The organism is Candidatus Odyssella thessalonicensis L13 (assembly GCF_000190415.1).
Lineage (GTDB): Bacteria > Pseudomonadota > Alphaproteobacteria > Paracaedibacterales > Paracaedibacteraceae > Paracaedibacter > Paracaedibacter thessalonicensis.
Genome location: NZ_AEWF01000001.1, coordinates 153,183 through 168,048, shown reverse-complemented (window position 1 = coordinate 168,048; position 14,866 = coordinate 153,183). Strand labels below are relative to the sequence as shown.

At 42.2% G+C, this 14,866-nt stretch carries 13 protein-coding genes; 6 read left to right on the top strand and 7 right to left on the bottom strand.

Going from position 1 to position 14,866, the window contains the following annotated elements:
• Positions 1 to 75: 75 nt before the first annotated feature.
• The 4 genes from HMO_RS0100825 to gpmI are packed head-to-tail and all read right to left on the bottom strand — an operon-like array spanning position 76 to position 4,743.
• Positions 76 to 609, bottom strand: coding sequence for an RNA pyrophosphohydrolase (locus tag HMO_RS0100825; protein ID WP_010297403.1), 534 nt, complete (start codon positions 607 to 609; stop codon positions 76 to 78).
• Complete coding sequence (locus HMO_RS0100820) at positions 587 to 2,023, bottom strand: divergent polysaccharide deacetylase family protein (RefSeq protein WP_010297400.1); 1,437 nt, start codon at positions 2,021 to 2,023, stop codon at positions 587 to 589. The genes HMO_RS0100825 and HMO_RS0100820 overlap by 23 nt, the downstream gene beginning before the upstream one ends.
• Positions 2,023 to 3,207: a S41 family peptidase gene (locus HMO_RS13335; protein ID WP_010297398.1), complete on the bottom strand. Its 1,185-nt coding sequence runs from the start codon at positions 3,205 to 3,207 to the stop codon at positions 2,023 to 2,025. The genes HMO_RS0100820 and HMO_RS13335 overlap by 1 nt, the downstream gene beginning before the upstream one ends.
• A 42-nt stretch (positions 3,208 to 3,249) precedes the next feature.
• Positions 3,250 to 4,743: a 2,3-bisphosphoglycerate-independent phosphoglycerate mutase gene (gene gpmI, locus HMO_RS0100810; protein ID WP_010297396.1), complete on the bottom strand. Its 1,494-nt coding sequence runs from the start codon at positions 4,741 to 4,743 to the stop codon at positions 3,250 to 3,252.
• Positions 4,744 to 5,045: 302 nt separating this feature from the next.
• Between gpmI and HMO_RS0100805 the strand changes: the two genes are divergently transcribed.
• The 5 genes from HMO_RS0100805 to HMO_RS0100785 all read left to right on the top strand — a co-directional run bounded on the left by HMO_RS0100805 (position 5,046) and on the right by HMO_RS0100785 (position 9,182).
• Positions 5,046 to 5,510, top strand: a complete 465-nt coding sequence (locus HMO_RS0100805; protein ID WP_010297393.1) for a hypothetical protein — start codon at positions 5,046 to 5,048, stop codon at positions 5,508 to 5,510.
• Between the two features lie 64 nt (positions 5,511 to 5,574).
• Entirely contained in the window at positions 5,575 to 6,027 is a 453-nt protein-coding gene (locus HMO_RS0100800) for a hypothetical protein (RefSeq protein WP_010297390.1), read from the top strand.
• Between the two features lie 192 nt (positions 6,028 to 6,219).
• Positions 6,220 to 7,338: a Re/Si-specific NAD(P)(+) transhydrogenase subunit alpha gene (locus tag HMO_RS0100795; protein ID WP_010297387.1), complete on the top strand. Its 1,119-nt coding sequence runs from the start codon at positions 6,220 to 6,222 to the stop codon at positions 7,336 to 7,338.
• A gap of 12 nt (positions 7,339 to 7,350) precedes the next feature.
• A complete protein-coding gene (locus tag HMO_RS0100790) occupies positions 7,351 to 7,758 on the top strand; it encodes an NAD(P) transhydrogenase subunit alpha part 2 (RefSeq protein ID WP_010297384.1) in 408 nt (135 codons plus the stop codon).
• A gap of 14 nt (positions 7,759 to 7,772) precedes the next feature.
• Positions 7,773 to 9,182 carry an NAD(P)(+) transhydrogenase (Re/Si-specific) subunit beta gene (locus HMO_RS0100785; protein WP_029448077.1) on the top strand — a complete coding sequence of 470 codons (1,410 nt, stop codon included), beginning with the start codon at positions 7,773 to 7,775 and terminating at the stop codon, positions 9,180 to 9,182.
• A 153-nt stretch (positions 9,183 to 9,335) separates the two neighbouring features.
• Here HMO_RS0100785 and HMO_RS0100780 read toward each other — a convergent pair whose 3' ends face one another.
• Entirely contained in the window at positions 9,336 to 10,235 is a 900-nt protein-coding gene (locus tag HMO_RS0100780; protein ID WP_010297376.1) for a hypothetical protein, read from the bottom strand.
• A gap of 495 nt (positions 10,236 to 10,730) precedes the next feature.
• Between HMO_RS0100780 and HMO_RS16935 the strand changes: the two genes are divergently transcribed.
• Positions 10,731 to 12,344, top strand: a complete 1,614-nt coding sequence (locus tag HMO_RS16935) for a hypothetical protein (RefSeq protein WP_010297372.1) — start codon at positions 10,731 to 10,733, stop codon at positions 12,342 to 12,344.
• Positions 12,345 to 12,445: 101 nt separating this feature from the next.
• On the opposite strand, the gene HMO_RS0100770 is transcribed toward HMO_RS16935, so the two are convergent.
• A complete protein-coding gene (locus tag HMO_RS0100770; RefSeq protein WP_010297370.1) occupies positions 12,446 to 12,973 on the bottom strand; it encodes a demethoxyubiquinone hydroxylase family protein in 528 nt (175 codons plus the stop codon).
• Positions 12,960 to 14,804 carry a DNA mismatch repair endonuclease MutL gene (gene mutL, locus HMO_RS0100765; protein WP_010297365.1) on the bottom strand — a complete coding sequence of 615 codons (1,845 nt, stop codon included), beginning with the start codon at positions 14,802 to 14,804 and terminating at the stop codon, positions 12,960 to 12,962. The genes HMO_RS0100770 and mutL overlap by 14 nt, the downstream gene beginning before the upstream one ends.
• Positions 14,805 to 14,866 lie beyond the last annotated feature (62 nt).

Genomic DNA, 14,866 nt, shown 5'->3' with positions numbered 1-14,866 from the left:
TGTTTGTAGTAATTTAATCTTGGGAATGTATTAAAATTATAAAGCTGGTGAGCCCCATCTAAACCAACACATAACCTATTTATCTGCTTGCTCTTGCTTTAAAGCGCGGATATGGGGTTTGAATTCTGCAACAAGTTTATGATACAAGTCCCTTTTAAAATCGACAATCAAGTGGGGCAATTGTTCTAAATCAACCCATTTATAAGCAGTAAATTCAGGATGGGCTGTATTTAAATTAATCTCACTTTCATATCCTTCATAACGGAGAAGATACCATTTCTGCTTCTGTCCAACAAATCGTCCGCCCCACAAAGCCTTAGCCAGCTCTTCTGGAAAGTCATAGCTTAGCCAGTTCTTGGCCTCAGCAATTACTGACACTTGGGCTGTGCCAATTTCTTCTTTCAATTCCCGTAATGCTGCGGCTAAAGGGTCTTCATCAAAGTCAATACCGCCCTGGGGCATTTGCCAAGCATCCATCTGAGTCTGAGACATGTCAGCGCGCTGACAAACAAGAATTTGACAGTTATAATTAACAACCATCATCCCTACCCCTAAGCGATAAAAGGGATCATGCACGAGAAGATTATTATTTGTCGGACTTAGTGACATCTTTGGGCTCTCGCAGTAAAAATGATATTGGAACTATATCGATTTTATTATCGGATAAAATTTTTATCCATTGGTTAATTTTATCAATAATATCCTCTGAATCCATATCAAACACAATAATACCATAACCTGTGCGCTTGACTAAAGAAACTAATTCAGAGGCATAATTCGTATTAGGGTTTACTAAACTTACTCCAGCATAATTTGCTCTAGCTTGTACGGCAGCAATATGAAATTGATTCATCAGCACATCGGGAGGCGCAATAATAACTTTTTGCTTTTCTGATAAATATGATAAACATTCTAGCACTTCAGGATGGGATTTTAAAAATCTTTGCCCGCCTTCGGCATAGAAACCCGAACACCCAGTTGATAAGCTTAAGTATTGATTCAGTATTTCTTCTCTTTGCTGCTGACTTGCCTTAAGCCTTAAAGTTAAACGCCCAGAGTCTGAGTCTTGCGAGTATCCTTCCATGAAAAGGCTTAGCAATACATCAAATCCCTGAATTTTTAGAGTTTCAACAAAACTTTTAATATTAGGCGTATACGGGCTAACAGCTAAGGTAACATTAGGCGGTAACTGATCAGTAATCCTATCAGATTTTTCTGGACTGATTCCAAAACCTCGCACAATAATTGCTACTTCTTGCTGAGATGTGATTGGATTCTCGATCAGAAATTGCGGATTAATTGTATCGACAATTGTATTACTGAGATTAACATACGGCTGTTTACGATTAACTGCAAAATTTAAGCGCGATCTTTCTTCACCTTTGCTGTGAGCCCTGTCTTCATGATGGTTTGCAGAAGCATGACCTTTGATTTTATGAGCAGCTTCTTCTTTTTCTTCCCTTGACAATGATGGATTAGAAGCGGCAACCTTATCCTCTTTAGGATGAGAAAGGGCTGATTTTGCAGGAGGTAGAGGGCCCGTCGGCTCTGGTAAGAAGCGAGGGTAAGAGTACTTTCTCTCTGGCGCCTGAACAGACTTCTCATTCGCTGCCGATAACTCATGGGCAGCATCAGGGCCCGCCTCCTCCGATGCTTGCTCACTTGCTTGGGAAGAAGTGCCTTTGTGGCTACCCTTATCAAGATGATCTGAGGTATAATGGCTAACAACTTTAGTCAATTTCTGCCAAAGAAGCGCTGACGTCACTCCGATCAATGCTAACAATAAGAAAACGGCTGCCCAGATTCTTATCCCAGAGATTCCTTTTATGCCTTTACTATGCAATAATTTTTCTACAGGATCCGCTTTGGCTGGACTTGAACGCGGCACAATCTTACCCATAACCCCATTTTTTTTAATGCGGGCCTTTTGAATCACATGGGCCAACAATTTAAATGTATGCAGGGTATCCTGCAGAATATGCTTAACCTGATCTAAGAATTTGAAGGATTTTGGAAATTTCACTATTGCCACCTTTTTAAAGCAGCCACACTTTTGAGAATTTCAAAAGAACGCGATACTTGCAGGTCATCTTCATTCAGAGACTTATTAGAGATAAGGCTCATGTTCATCATATTTGGAGCTGAATCAACAGTAATATCGGGTTGCACCCCTTTCATCGTTAACTCTTCTCCTGCAGGAGTGAGAAACTTTGCCGTTGTCAATTTCACTCCCCCATAGCCAGGAATAGCAAAAACGCTCTGAATGGATCCTTTTCCATAAGAACGCTTACCTAAGATAACAGCGCGCTTATGATATTTCAGAGCCGCCGCCACAATCTCTGAGGCGGAAGCAGAACCGCTATTGATTAAGACAATCAAAGGCACATCAGGAAAACTGACAGATTCCTTGGTTTCAATAAGCTGAACCTTTTTTGTGCGATCAACAATCTGGGCAACTATTCCTTCTTTTATAAAATATCCTACTGTATTGACCGCTTGCTCCAACAGACCGCCTGGATTATTTCGTAAATCTAGAACAAGGCCGGTAACTTTCTTATCAAGTTTTTGAAGGGTATAGGCTGTTTCTTTTAAGCGTGCAGCTACACTCTCATTAAAGTATCCAATGCGGATATATGCAATATTATCTTTAATAATAAGTTTGACAGGATTAATGACGACAACACTGCGCTTTATTGGAAAAATTATTTCTTCTTCCCCGCGCTGAACCGTAACTTTAAGTAAGGTCCCAGGGCGTCCATGTAAGCAGGTGAGAATTTCAGAGTAAGACATCCCTTGTGTTGCCTTATCATCGATAGCAATAATCAGATCGCCTGGCTGAATCCCAGCTTTAGCTGCGGGTGTTTCATCAATAGCGCTGATAACCCGAACCCCGCCATCCGAGGGAAAAATCTCTACTCCAATGCCGCCAAATTCGCCGTATGCTGAATCGGCCAAGAGTTTATAACTATCAGCAGGCAAATAGGCTGAGTAACTGTCAAGAGAGCTAAGCATTCCACTTAAGGCACCGACAAGCATTTTATTGATATCTGGCTCTTTGACATACTTATCCTGAACAAGGGCGATAACCTCCTTAAACAGGGGATCATCTTCGAATGTCTTAGCAGGTTTTTGCTTCTTTGAGTTCCAGCATCCTGCCAGTAGACAGCATGAAAGACAACCAATAGCAACGGCCTTAAGCTTCATCATACAACCAATTTTAGAACGCGCTACTATCAGGATGACTGAAACTTAGGTTTCAATCAATACCTTACCTGTCATTTCCAGAGATGGTTTAAGATCCATTAAAGTTAAAACTGTCGGAGCAATATCGTGTAATCCACCCGAATTAACGTGTTTAACCTCTGGACTATTAATAAGAATAAAGGGGACTGGATTAAGGGTATGAGCTGTATGCGGCTTGCCTGTCACTTCATCCACCATCAACTCAACATTACCATGGTCAGCGGTTACAATCATTTGGTAGTCGTTGGTGTGAGCAGCTTCTATTAGGCGCCCCAAACAACTATCGATTGTCTCCACAGCTTTAATGATGGCTTCTTTTTTACCGGTATGGCCAACCATATCAGGATTCGCATAATTACAAACAATAAAGTCATGGGCACCTAAGGTCATGTCTTGCACTAAGAAATCTGTTAGCTCATTTGCTGACATTTCAGGTTGCAAATCATAGGTAGCCACCTTCGGAGAGGGGATTAAATGGCGATCCTCACCAGGGAAAGGTTCCTCTCTTCCCCCATTAAAGAAGAAAGAAACATGAGCATATTTCTCAGTTTCAGCGGCCCGAAGCTGTTTTAAACCAGCATTCGAGATAACCTCTCCCAAGGTATCTGTAATATCTTGCTTTACAAAAAGCGATGGCATTTGACGGCTTAACTCCTCTGAGTACTCCACCATGCCTAAGGTAGACGTAAAGTTATATTTCTTAAGCATTATATCTAAAATCTGTCTGACACGATCGGCTCTGAAGTTAGCAATTAAAAGGCTGTCGCCTTCATGGACACCATTATATCCGTAAGCTTTATGGGGCTCGATAAATTCATCACTAACACCAAAAGTATACATCTTTTTTACCAAGTCAATGGGATCGGCAAATAGCTTACCTTCCCCTTCGCCGATGGTATTAACGGCAGACTCTATCCGTTCCCACCGCTTATCACGATCCATCGCAAAATAGCGCCCGCCAATTGTTGCCAGCTCAATATTTGAATTGGTCGTGTCCTTAATAAATTTATTGAGATAAGTTACCGCCGACATAGGAGGCGTATCGCGCCCATCTAATATAGCATGAACTTTCACTTTAATACCGTAGGAAGCTAGAAGTTTGGCGAGGTAGAGAATATGGTCTTGGTGTGAATGCACTCCCCCATCTGACATTAAACCAATAAGGTGGACAACACCTTTGGCTCCAAGTGTTTGGCCCACAAAGTATTGCCATTGGGGAATAGCCGGTAAAGATTCCTCTTTAATACATAAATCAATGCGCGGCAACTCCTGCATAATAATGCGGCCGCTGCCAATTGTGGTATGTCCAACTTCTGAATTACCCATCTGCCCATCTGGCAACCCCACACTCGCGCCACAAGCGTCTAATTGTGAATGGGGATAAGTAGAGAGCATCTGATCCCAGACAGGCGTATTTGCTAGAGCAATGCCATTGTTTTCACGCTTCTCGCGTAAACCCCAGCCATCTAGAATACATAGCAATACTTTTCGTTTTGACATTTCAGCCTCCGTTTTTAAAATAACGTGAGTCAGCAGTAACTTGCAAGCAATTCCCCATCCTTAATAAGGATCCTCAGGCCTTCATTCATAATAATATAAAATTATCAACTAATTAAGCTAAACCACAGACACTTAATATCATTTTAGAATCTTTATAACCCTTCTTTGCATTTCTTTTGCAAGCACTACCTATATTAATCGGCGATTATTTTTCCCAATACTTTTTTTATTAAGCTATTGAAATATTTTAATTACCGCCCATATTTCTCTTAGATGACATTATACTTATAGGAATAGCGCTCATGAAGGCCTTAATCTTTTCTCTTACTTTATTGGCCGCCTCTGCGCCAGCGACTGAAACGCTTGACAGTGCTATGATAGCGGATGAATTAGAGCTTCTTGAATTGGAGCAAAGCCTAACCTCAAGCAGTGATCTGTTTCCTACAACTGCTGATGAAGAGTTTGATCCTGAGCTTATGAAAGAATTAGAGCAGTTAGCACAGACAGCAGATCTTGAATCACACGAGCAAGAGACTGTTAAACAAATAGACATTAATGATGAAGACGCTCTTAATGCAGAGATTAAAGCCCTAGAGCGCCAAATTGCTCAAGAAGCTAAAAATGCTTCTTACCTTGATGCTTTCTTAAAGCAGCACCAAGATACCGTAAATGCCATCAAAGTCAAGATACCAGCCGCTGAGGCAAGCGCTACTCCCTCTTACTGGGAATTAGCACATTCTTGGTGGACCCAATGGTGGGGAAAGTAAGAATTCTTGAAAAATAACTTTTTAACACTATATCAATAGTATAGCAATTATTGAGGTTCCTAAAATGAGGCTTACCTTATTATCATTACTGATCAGTTTAAACCTAGCCTACACTTTGGCAAGTGAGCCTACGTCCACTGAATCTGCTGCGATCCAATCCCAACATGATTTACCTCATGAAATTGCCGCCTGTATGGAGACTGCCCTTAAGCTAAATTCAGACTTTCAATCCCTGAACAAAGAGCTTTTAAAAGCGCAACAATTAAAGCAGGCATCCTTATCTAATTCTGCCGTAAAAAGTAAATTGGATCAGCGCATTAAAGAGCTTCAAGAACAGCGCAATGCAGTAAAGGCTGCCTTAGAAACTAATAATGCTAAAATCAGCAGTTTAAGTGGGAAGAATAAGCCCGCCCCAGCCGAAGAGAAGACTTCCTCGTACTGGGACTATGTTACGGCTGCCACAGCCAGCGTTGCTAGCTTTATCACGCCCTATTTAGCGTGGGAGTCAAAGCAATAATAATTCTTATAATTTGCAAAAGTCCTCACCTGCTAGCAAAGTATTGATCAGCTTACACAAAAAGCCATAGACAACTTATATCCCGCTTCCCAGAGATTGAACTACGCTTCATTCCTTAATGCATACACTCTTTAATATGGCGATCTAATATGGTAGCTTTAATTCATTGCTACCTAGGTTGAAAATTTACTTATGAAAGTACTTATCCTTAAAGAAACAGCTGCTCATGAAGGCAGAGTCTCAATTACCCCTGAAACTGCAAAAAAACTTATTGACCAAGGCCACGAGATCCTCGTGGAAAAGGATGCTGGTAAATCATCCGGAATTTCAGACGATCAATACGCAGCAGTTGGGGCGAAAATCAGTAAAGATGCCGCTAAAGATATTGCCAAGGTTGACTTGGTGACCTTAGTATCTTTTGAAGGAATGGATCAGATTAAAGGCATCAAGGAAGGCACCGTTTTAGTGAGCCTGATGAAGCCTTATCAAAACACCAAAGTTTTAAAAGATTTAGCTAAGAAGAATGTCACCGCGGTGGCATTAGAGCTTATTCCCAGAATTTCGCGCGCCCAAGCCATGGATGTCTTGTCCTCCCAAAGTAACCTTGCCGGTTATAAAGCTGTTATTGACGCAGCGGCGGAGTTTGGCCGCGCTATGCCGATGATGATGACGGCGGCAGGGACCATTCCCCCAGCCCGCGTCTTAATTTTAGGTGCAGGTGTGGCTGGCTTACAAGCCATTGCAACGGCTAAACGCTTAGGCGCCGTTGTTAGTGCTTTTGACGTTCGTCCAGCTGTTAAAGAACAGGTCCAAAGTTTAGGAGCCTCATTTGTGGAAATAGAGGCCGAAGAATCAGGCGATGGCAGTGGCGGCTATGCAAAAGAAATGAGTGACGATTATAAGCGGCGCCAGGCTGACAAGCTGGCCGAGGTTATTAAAACTCAAGATATTGTCATCACTACCGCACTCATCCCTGGCAAGCCAGCTCCCGTATTAATTACGAAAGAGATGGCCAAATCCATGAAAGAGGGATCCATCATTTATGATCTTGCCGTCGAAAATGGCGGCAACTGTGAATTGTCAAAACTGGGCAAGATTATTATTGAAGACGGCGTTAAAATTATTGGGCACGCCAATGTCCCTAGTCGTATCGGCTTTGATTCCAGCCAAGTTTTTGCCCGCAACATTTTCAATCTTCTGAAAATCATGGTTGATACTGAAGGCAAATTGGTTATGAATTTTGATGATGAAATTATCAAAGGATGCTGCCTCACACACGCAGGCGCAATTATACATCCTAACTTTTTATAATTGGAGATAAATATGGAGATCAATTCTTTGATCGAACGCATGGAAAAGCTGAAGGTCGCTCTGGCTGAGATCAACAATCACGCCACAAAAGTTGAAGCAAGCTTACGGCAGATGGCCCATTCAACACACGCTAGTCCTAGTGATCCATTTATTATGGGATTAACTGTTTTTATCTTGGCCTGCTTTGTCGGTTATTATGTGGTTTGGAAAGTTACCCCTGCCCTTCATTCTCCGCTCATGGCAGTTACCAATGCAATCTCAAGCGTTATTATTGTCGGAGCCTTAATTGCTGCAGGGCCGTTAGAAGCTGGTATATCAGCTTTTTTTGGATTCTTGGCCGTTACTTTAGCTGCTGTTAATATCTTTGGCGGCTTTATGGTTACGCATCGTATGCTTGAAATGTTCTCTAGAAGTAAATAAGGTCGAGGTTTAAAATGAGCGCAACATTTTCATCGTTTCTGTATTTAATCTCGGCAGTCTGCTTTATTATGGCCCTCAAAGGATTGTCTTCGGCAAAAACCTCTCGCATGGGAAATCTGTATGGTATCATTGGTATGGCCATTGCTATCCTTACCACCATCCTATCGCCGGCCATTGCCAGCTATAGCTATATCCTGCTCGGCTTAGGCGTTGGCGGCACCATTGGCTTTATCATTGCCAAGAAGATTCAAATGACCGCATTGCCTCAGCTTGTGGCCGGCTTTCACAGCTTTGTCGGCTTGGCTGCTGTCTTCGTTGCGGCCGCAGCACTGTTTTCACCGCAAGCTTACGGTTTAGGAGCTGCTGGTTCCATTAAGGCCGCGAGCTTGGTCGAAATGGGACTAGGAGCAGCAATCGGTGCGATCACCTTTTCTGGCTCCTTGATTGCTTTTGGGAAACTGCAAGGCTTAATCGGCGGTAAACCGTTATCCTTTAAAGGGCAGCATCAACTGAATGCCTTACTGGGTGGCGCTATTCTTGTGCTAATTATTGCCTTTGTGATGAGTGAATCCCACTTCCTCTTCTGGTTGTTAACCTTAACGGCCTTAGCTCTTGGTTTTCTGCTTATCCTACCGATTGGCGGTGCGGATATGCCTGTGGTTGTCTCTATGCTCAATTCCTATTCCGGTTGGGCAGCAGCAGGCATTGGCTTTACCCTCAATAATCATCTGCTGATTATCACCGGTGCTTTGGTCGGTGCCTCTGGAGCAATTCTAAGCTATATTATGTGTAAAGGTATGAACCGCTCAATCATCAATGTGATCCTGGGTGGGTTTGGCACAGAAGCTAATGCGGCTTCTCCCACAGGCGCCTCTGCAGCAGCGCAAGATCGTCCGGTTAAAGTCAGCAGTGCCGAAGATGCCGCGTTCATGTTATCGAACAGCCGCTCAGCGATTATTGTTCCCGGTTATGGAATGGCCGTTGCACAAGCGCAGCATGCCTTGCGGGAAATGGCAGATATCCTGAAGAAAGCAGGCGTTAAAGTCCGCTATGCGATTCATCCAGTGGCAGGGCGGATGCCTGGGCACATGAACGTTCTTCTTGCTGAAGCTAATGTTCCTTATGATGACGTGTTAGAGCTGGAAGATATTAACTCAGACTTTGGCACCACCGATGTTGCTTTCGTAATTGGTGCTAATGACATTACGAACCCGGCAGCAAAATCTGATGCTTCTTCACCTATTTATGGCATGCCTATCTTGGATGTTGAGAAAGCAAAAACCGTTTTCTTTGTGAAACGCTCCCTAGCCTCTGGTTATGCCGGAGTTGATAATGAGCTATTTTATCGTGACAATACCTTTATGGTACTAGGCGATGCAAAAAAAGTTTGCGAAGAGATTGTCAAAGCTTTAAATCACAGCTAAGATTAAGTGATTTCTCCTACAGGAAAACCCTGGTTTTATACCAGGGTTTTTTATTTAACTTCTTTATAAGCCTTATTTTTAAATTCTTTAGAATAGTCAAAAGACAGGAAAGTAATAATTGGAGTTATTAACCGAGATACATGGCTGATATATTTACAGGTGATCTCTAGATTCCTTATCTTTTATATCCATGGTTAATGCTAAGCTTATTACTTGCTGTATCAAGCAATCAATACGCGCTTCTTTTGAATAATTTTCATATGCTTCTGCTTCAACCTCTCGTAAAGTTGGGTTATTAAAGTAATATAACCCACCTGTTTTAGCGTTAATGACAAAATTACGCCCAGTAGTTATTGAGTGGGTTATCGAAAGAAAGTCAGATAAATCTTCTTTATTTTTAAATTTCTTGTTTCCTAATTTGGCCTGCAGATAGGCAGATTTAATTATTGTAGGATCATGTATTAGATCATCAATATCTAAATATATTTCCTTAACGCCTAACTGTTTCAAAGTGTTATAAACATCAACAAAGGTATAGGAATAATAAGAACTGATAAGAATAGCTTTTGAATGAGAATATTCTTTAGAATTGAGTTTACCAAGGAGTTTTGGCAGGCTATGCGTGTAGTGTTTAACACCATTACAATCATTATTTAAATGGGCAAACAGAGTTTTAGTCGGCGTTAAGATAGCAAGTCCAATGCACTGTTCCACCCAGCAGGTGCCGAGAACTGTATCTGCCTGTGGATTTTCGACAACAATTCCATCCCCCTCCTCAATACTGATGAATTTAATAACATCCAACGACGGTATTGGTGTGGGCACGGGTTTGGGTAAATTCTTGATCTCATTTAGCTGCTGTTCAGTTAAACCAAGATTGATTAGTTCTTGCTCAAATTCCTCACTATTAGCCGTCTGCATACCTTGTATCTCCTCTGCACACAGAGACCACAGACCTTCCAATACTTCGCCGGATTTCATATAATCAAACTCTTGCGCATTAATCGGACAAGACACTATTAATAGCGGTGCTACGAGGAGATGGTTTAACATTATTTTTTATTTCCCGTCGATAATTGACTCAATATAGTGGTTTTATGGTGACTAACATTTAATAAATCAAGCTTTATTTATACGTTGCGGTCTGGCAGCTAGTAGAATTAAAGAAATGAGTAGAAATAATTGTAGCTTTTATTTCCTTTTATGGCTGCAAAACAAATTCATACAGTCTTAAATGAGAAACGGCTTTGCATCTTTCGCTATTAAGGTTTACTTAGGGTCTTTTACTTAGTGCTGACTCAAAGGTTTTTACACAGACTTTCGGCTCTCTTTGTAGATAACTCCATCCTTATCTAACCTGAAAAATTCTTACTTTTTTATGCTTTAGTTATTACTTCCTTATCTTGACATAAAGGATAATAAGTTAGGATTGAGAGGGCAGCAAAAGTAATTAAAAGGTACAGATTTATTTCTCAATATCTATTCACTTGAAATCATCTGTCCTATTTCCTACATAAGAAATATAACAATAAGCTGATAGAGTATAAAATGAAATTGAAATCTTACCATCTCCTCCTCTTCATAAGCTCTGCTTTTTCAATGGAAGCACCTGAGGCTTTTACAGAGAGCAATTGTACTACTTCTGCTCTACCGCTTGTAAGAGGTGTGAGGTTGCATCAAGTTTCTAAGTCTATCGAAACTATAGACTATAGCTTTACTCAAGATTCGCAACGATTTATTACCTTAGATCCAAAGTTGCCAATTCCTATCTTACAGCAATATCGAAGCCAAGCTGTCGAGCTGTATCAAGCGCGCCAACTTTATTATAGAGATCAGATGGAATTTCTAAAGTATTTACGCCAGCAAGCGTCCAATCTGCAGGATAAAAACTTGCAAACACTGCATCCCTGGTTCTCTACGATGTCTGATCACGAGATTATTGCTAAGTTAGAGAAGAACACAAAAAACTATAGCCAATCCATTAAATCGCTCAACAATATAATTGAAGATTTAACAGATTCAACAGAAACTGTAGAGACTATTTTTCGTTTCCTAGTAGCTATACGCTCTGATACCCTTGATAGTCGACTGGAAAGAAGAATTGAGAAAGGGGTAAAACTTCCCTCAACAAGACCAGAAGATTTTAACACTTTAGAACTGTACAGTAAATTTGTTTGCCTAGAGGCGGTAACAAACTTTCGCATACTTGATGAACAAATTTATGCCCTCTTCCCCTATATTTCCCAGTCCTTCTTTGAATCTATTGACAGTTCACCGGACACCCCTAACCTTATAAAACAAGATTTTGCCCTAATGAAGTTCTTAAGCGGCGAGGTGGCTGTTCCTCATGATCCCGATACCACTGAAGAATTATTATTTAAACCACAGAACATGCTCTCTCTATTAAATGCTTTAACAGGCGTTAAAAAGCCAAGCAGAATCCCGAGTTACTACATTAGGTTGTACAATAACCTACGGGCTCAATTAGCCTCCAAACTAAAGCACCCTGATCCCTCTTATTTAGCAGATATTCTCAAACATCAGCCGCGGAATAAGCCCTCTAACAGGCAGAAGAATAAAAAGAAACTCACGTCTTCTAGGAAAAGAATCATTACTAGCGACCAAGCTCAGCTCGTAAAAATCGAAGCAGAAAAGCTGTCACAGACGACTATAGAGTCTTCATCGATTCTCGTTCAAAAAAGAATTAAGAAGACCCCTGATAAACCAGTAAAAGTAATGCCCCCGCTAGGAGGATGGAGTCTCCACGACCAACAGCGAAGCATTGAGGCAAAGGAGAGATTAGCCTGCCAATTTATTGCTGTGCCATCGGCAGATGTTCAGCAAACTCAGTTCCGCCCAGCTTCCCCGATCATACTCAGCTCCAATCACTACCAAACCTTACAAGAAATTCTATCTGAGGAAACCCCACCTTATACTTTGACATTCAATCAAGTTTGCGACTTATTCGAAGCAGTAGGTATCAAAGTTGACCGCAATGGCGGGTCGCATGCCCATATTCACACGCCCGGTCATAACCTTAAAACCTTAGTTGATATCCATTATGGGTGGACCGATAAGTATGGCCCGAAGACTATGAAAGGTCTGCGCACCCTGATGCAGAATCTTGGATTAGATAACCCAGAGAATGTGATTGAGGGATAAGAAAAGCTTAAGGGGCACAAGAATAAAGGTAGCTCAGTGCTGCCTTATTTTGTTCTTTTATGTACTTTTTATTCTTAAAATCTCTTGTTAAGAAAAATATTTTAAATTCTCTTGGACAGCCAGATAGCTGTTTTAGTAATTCCCTTAACGACTGTGGTAATTGTCTCATAGGCTGGAGCGTTCCGACCTCCTTCCAGTTCAGCATGATCTTTATGCTCCAACTCTTCGGCGCGGAACTGAGCAATGGTTTTCTTGAGCTCTGATTCTTCTGGCCCAAGCCTGTCCAGTTGGCTTTGATAGTGATCAGCAATGACTTCCTCGACGGCAATGGTACACGCATGGGCAGCCTTTTCGCCCATGAGCGCTGTTACAGCCCCCATTAAATAGCCCCCAACTTGCCATACGGGTTGCAAGATTGTTGGCTGGACACCCCGAGCTACACATAAATCATTAAAAGTCTTCAGATGAACTTCTTCTTGTGCTGCCATTTGCTTTAGCGTTGGACCGATGGCGGAGTTTTTCAGAACGGCAAGCTGTCCTGCATAAATACAAGTCGCCCCAAATTCACCTGCTTGATCCACCCGGATCATCGCTTCCACGTCTTTATTTAATTGCTTAGGCGCGTTCAAATAACTTCTCCATATCAGCTTTACTTAATTTAATAAAGGTTGGTCGTCCATGGTTACACTGATTGGCTAACGGCGTTTTTTCCATTTCGCGCAACAGTGCATTCATCTCTTCTAAGCTGAGGCGTCGTCCGGCGCGAATACTATTTTTACAAGCTTTGTCAGCTAGTATTTCATGGAGAGCAACTTCCACCGCAGTTGAGGTATCTCGTTCAATAATCTCACTGGCCAGATCAAGCATTAATTGCTTAATATTGCATTTATTCAGAAGCGATGGCACTTCACGCACGACAATGCCTTGTTGACCAAAGCACTCGATTTGGAAACCGTACTGACTTAAACTGGCGATAATATCTTGCAGGGCCGAGAATTGTTGACTATTGAGTTCGATAACAGTGGGAATCAGCAGCGCTTGGGATTTGACTAAACCATTGACTAAGTCCTGCTTCATCTTTTCATAGACTAACCGTTCATGAGCCGCATGCTGATCCACAAGCACTAATGCGTCAGCCGTCTCTGCCACAATATAAGTTTCATGAATCTGCGCTTTAGCATATCCTAAAGGATGATCTTGAGATGGTTGCTCAGGTCGGATAAATTCTGCAACACTGGCGGTGGTTTGTGCGACAATGGCAGGGGACGGGGCCATATAGGCGGCCTTAGTCTCAGCTAAGGGCTCGTATCGACCAGGAGTCGGCATTGTTAATCGTGTCTGATGCATGGGGGGTGGTGAAACTGAGGCACTTTTAGTAAAGGACGGTACTAGCTGAGGAGCAGAGCGTGGCGCTACAGCTGATGGGGGTACTTCTGGGCGATCAAACACCATTAAGGCTTTATCACTTAAATGAGAAGATGTCCGCGGTGCCATTGTCTTTAAAGCATCTCTGATTGCCGCAATAATAAAGCCACGCATTAAATTAGGATCACGAAAACGAACTTCAGCCTTAGCGGGATGAACATTGATATCCACATCTTCTGGATGGCATTCTAAGAACAAGCAAACGCAAGGATAACGATTACCAGCTAAAACATCTTGGTAAGCAACTTTTAATGCGGTTGCAAACAATTTATCCTTGACTGGACGACCATTAACAAATAAATACTGGTCCGATGAATTGCTGCGGTTAAAGGTGGGGATGCTGATCCAACCGCGAAGCCGCGACTCTTCTCTTTGAAAATTAAGGTCTAAGGCATTCTCTCTAAAATCTTTACCTAAGATCCCATTCAAACGATCAATTTCCTTGGTAAAATTGATCACCGAGCGCTCATCATGGCGCAAGGTAAATTCTACTCCTGGGTTAGCTAAGGCCTGACGGTAGATAATATCCGTAATATGATTAAGCTCAACAGTAGGTGATTTTAAGAACTTCAAGCGCGCGGGTGTTGCATAAAATAGATCGCGCACTTCGACCCGTGTACCAGCTGGCGCTGAGGCCGGCTGCGGCGCTCCTTTAACGCCTCCTTCAACGGTTAACTGCCAAGCCTCGCCCTGCCCTTGCTTGGTTGTAATCGTGAGACGGCTGACAGAGCCAATCGAGGGCAGCGCTTCGCCTCTGAATCCCAAAGTCCTGATATTAAAAAGGTCTCCATCGGGAATCTTTGAGGTGGCATGGCGTTCCACACATAATAAGAGGTCATCTTGCCCCATGCCACACCCATTATCAGTAATCGAAATTAATGTCCGGCCGCCATCGCGGACAACAACATCGACCCGAGTCGCTCCAGCGTCAATTGAGTTTTCAACTAATTCTTTAATAGCAGAAGCAGGCCGTTCAATCACTTCACCTGCGGCAATCTGATTGATTAAGGTTTGATCTAAATAGCGAACAGCCATATTTTTCTCCTTTGCCCCAGAGTAAAAGAATCTGTGAGACAATACAAGTCAACTAGCGCTTG

Coding starts and splice junctions, on each gene's coding strand:
- HMO_RS0100825 (WP_010297403.1), bottom strand. CDS start 609: ATGTCACTAAGTCCGACAAATAATAATCTTCTCGTGCATGATCCCTTT.
- HMO_RS13335 (WP_010297398.1), bottom strand. CDS start 3,207: ATGATGAAGCTTAAGGCCGTTGCTATTGGTTGTCTTTCATGCTGTCTA.
- gpmI (WP_010297396.1), bottom strand. CDS start 4,743: ATGTCAAAACGAAAAGTATTGCTATGTATTCTAGATGGCTGGGGTTTA.
- HMO_RS0100805 (WP_010297393.1), top strand. CDS start 5,046: ATGAAGGCCTTAATCTTTTCTCTTACTTTATTGGCCGCCTCTGCGCCA.
- HMO_RS0100800 (WP_010297390.1), top strand. CDS start 5,575: ATGAGGCTTACCTTATTATCATTACTGATCAGTTTAAACCTAGCCTAC.
- HMO_RS0100795 (WP_010297387.1), top strand. CDS start 6,220: ATGAAAGTACTTATCCTTAAAGAAACAGCTGCTCATGAAGGCAGAGTC.
- HMO_RS0100790 (WP_010297384.1), top strand. CDS start 7,351: ATGGAGATCAATTCTTTGATCGAACGCATGGAAAAGCTGAAGGTCGCT.
- HMO_RS0100785 (WP_029448077.1), top strand. CDS start 7,773: ATGAGCGCAACATTTTCATCGTTTCTGTATTTAATCTCGGCAGTCTGC.
- HMO_RS0100780 (WP_010297376.1), bottom strand. CDS start 10,235: ATGTTAAACCATCTCCTCGTAGCACCGCTATTAATAGTGTCTTGTCCG.
- HMO_RS16935 (WP_010297372.1), top strand. CDS start 10,731: ATGAAATTGAAATCTTACCATCTCCTCCTCTTCATAAGCTCTGCTTTT.
- mutL (WP_010297365.1), bottom strand. CDS start 14,804: ATGGCTGTTCGCTATTTAGATCAAACCTTAATCAATCAGATTGCCGCA.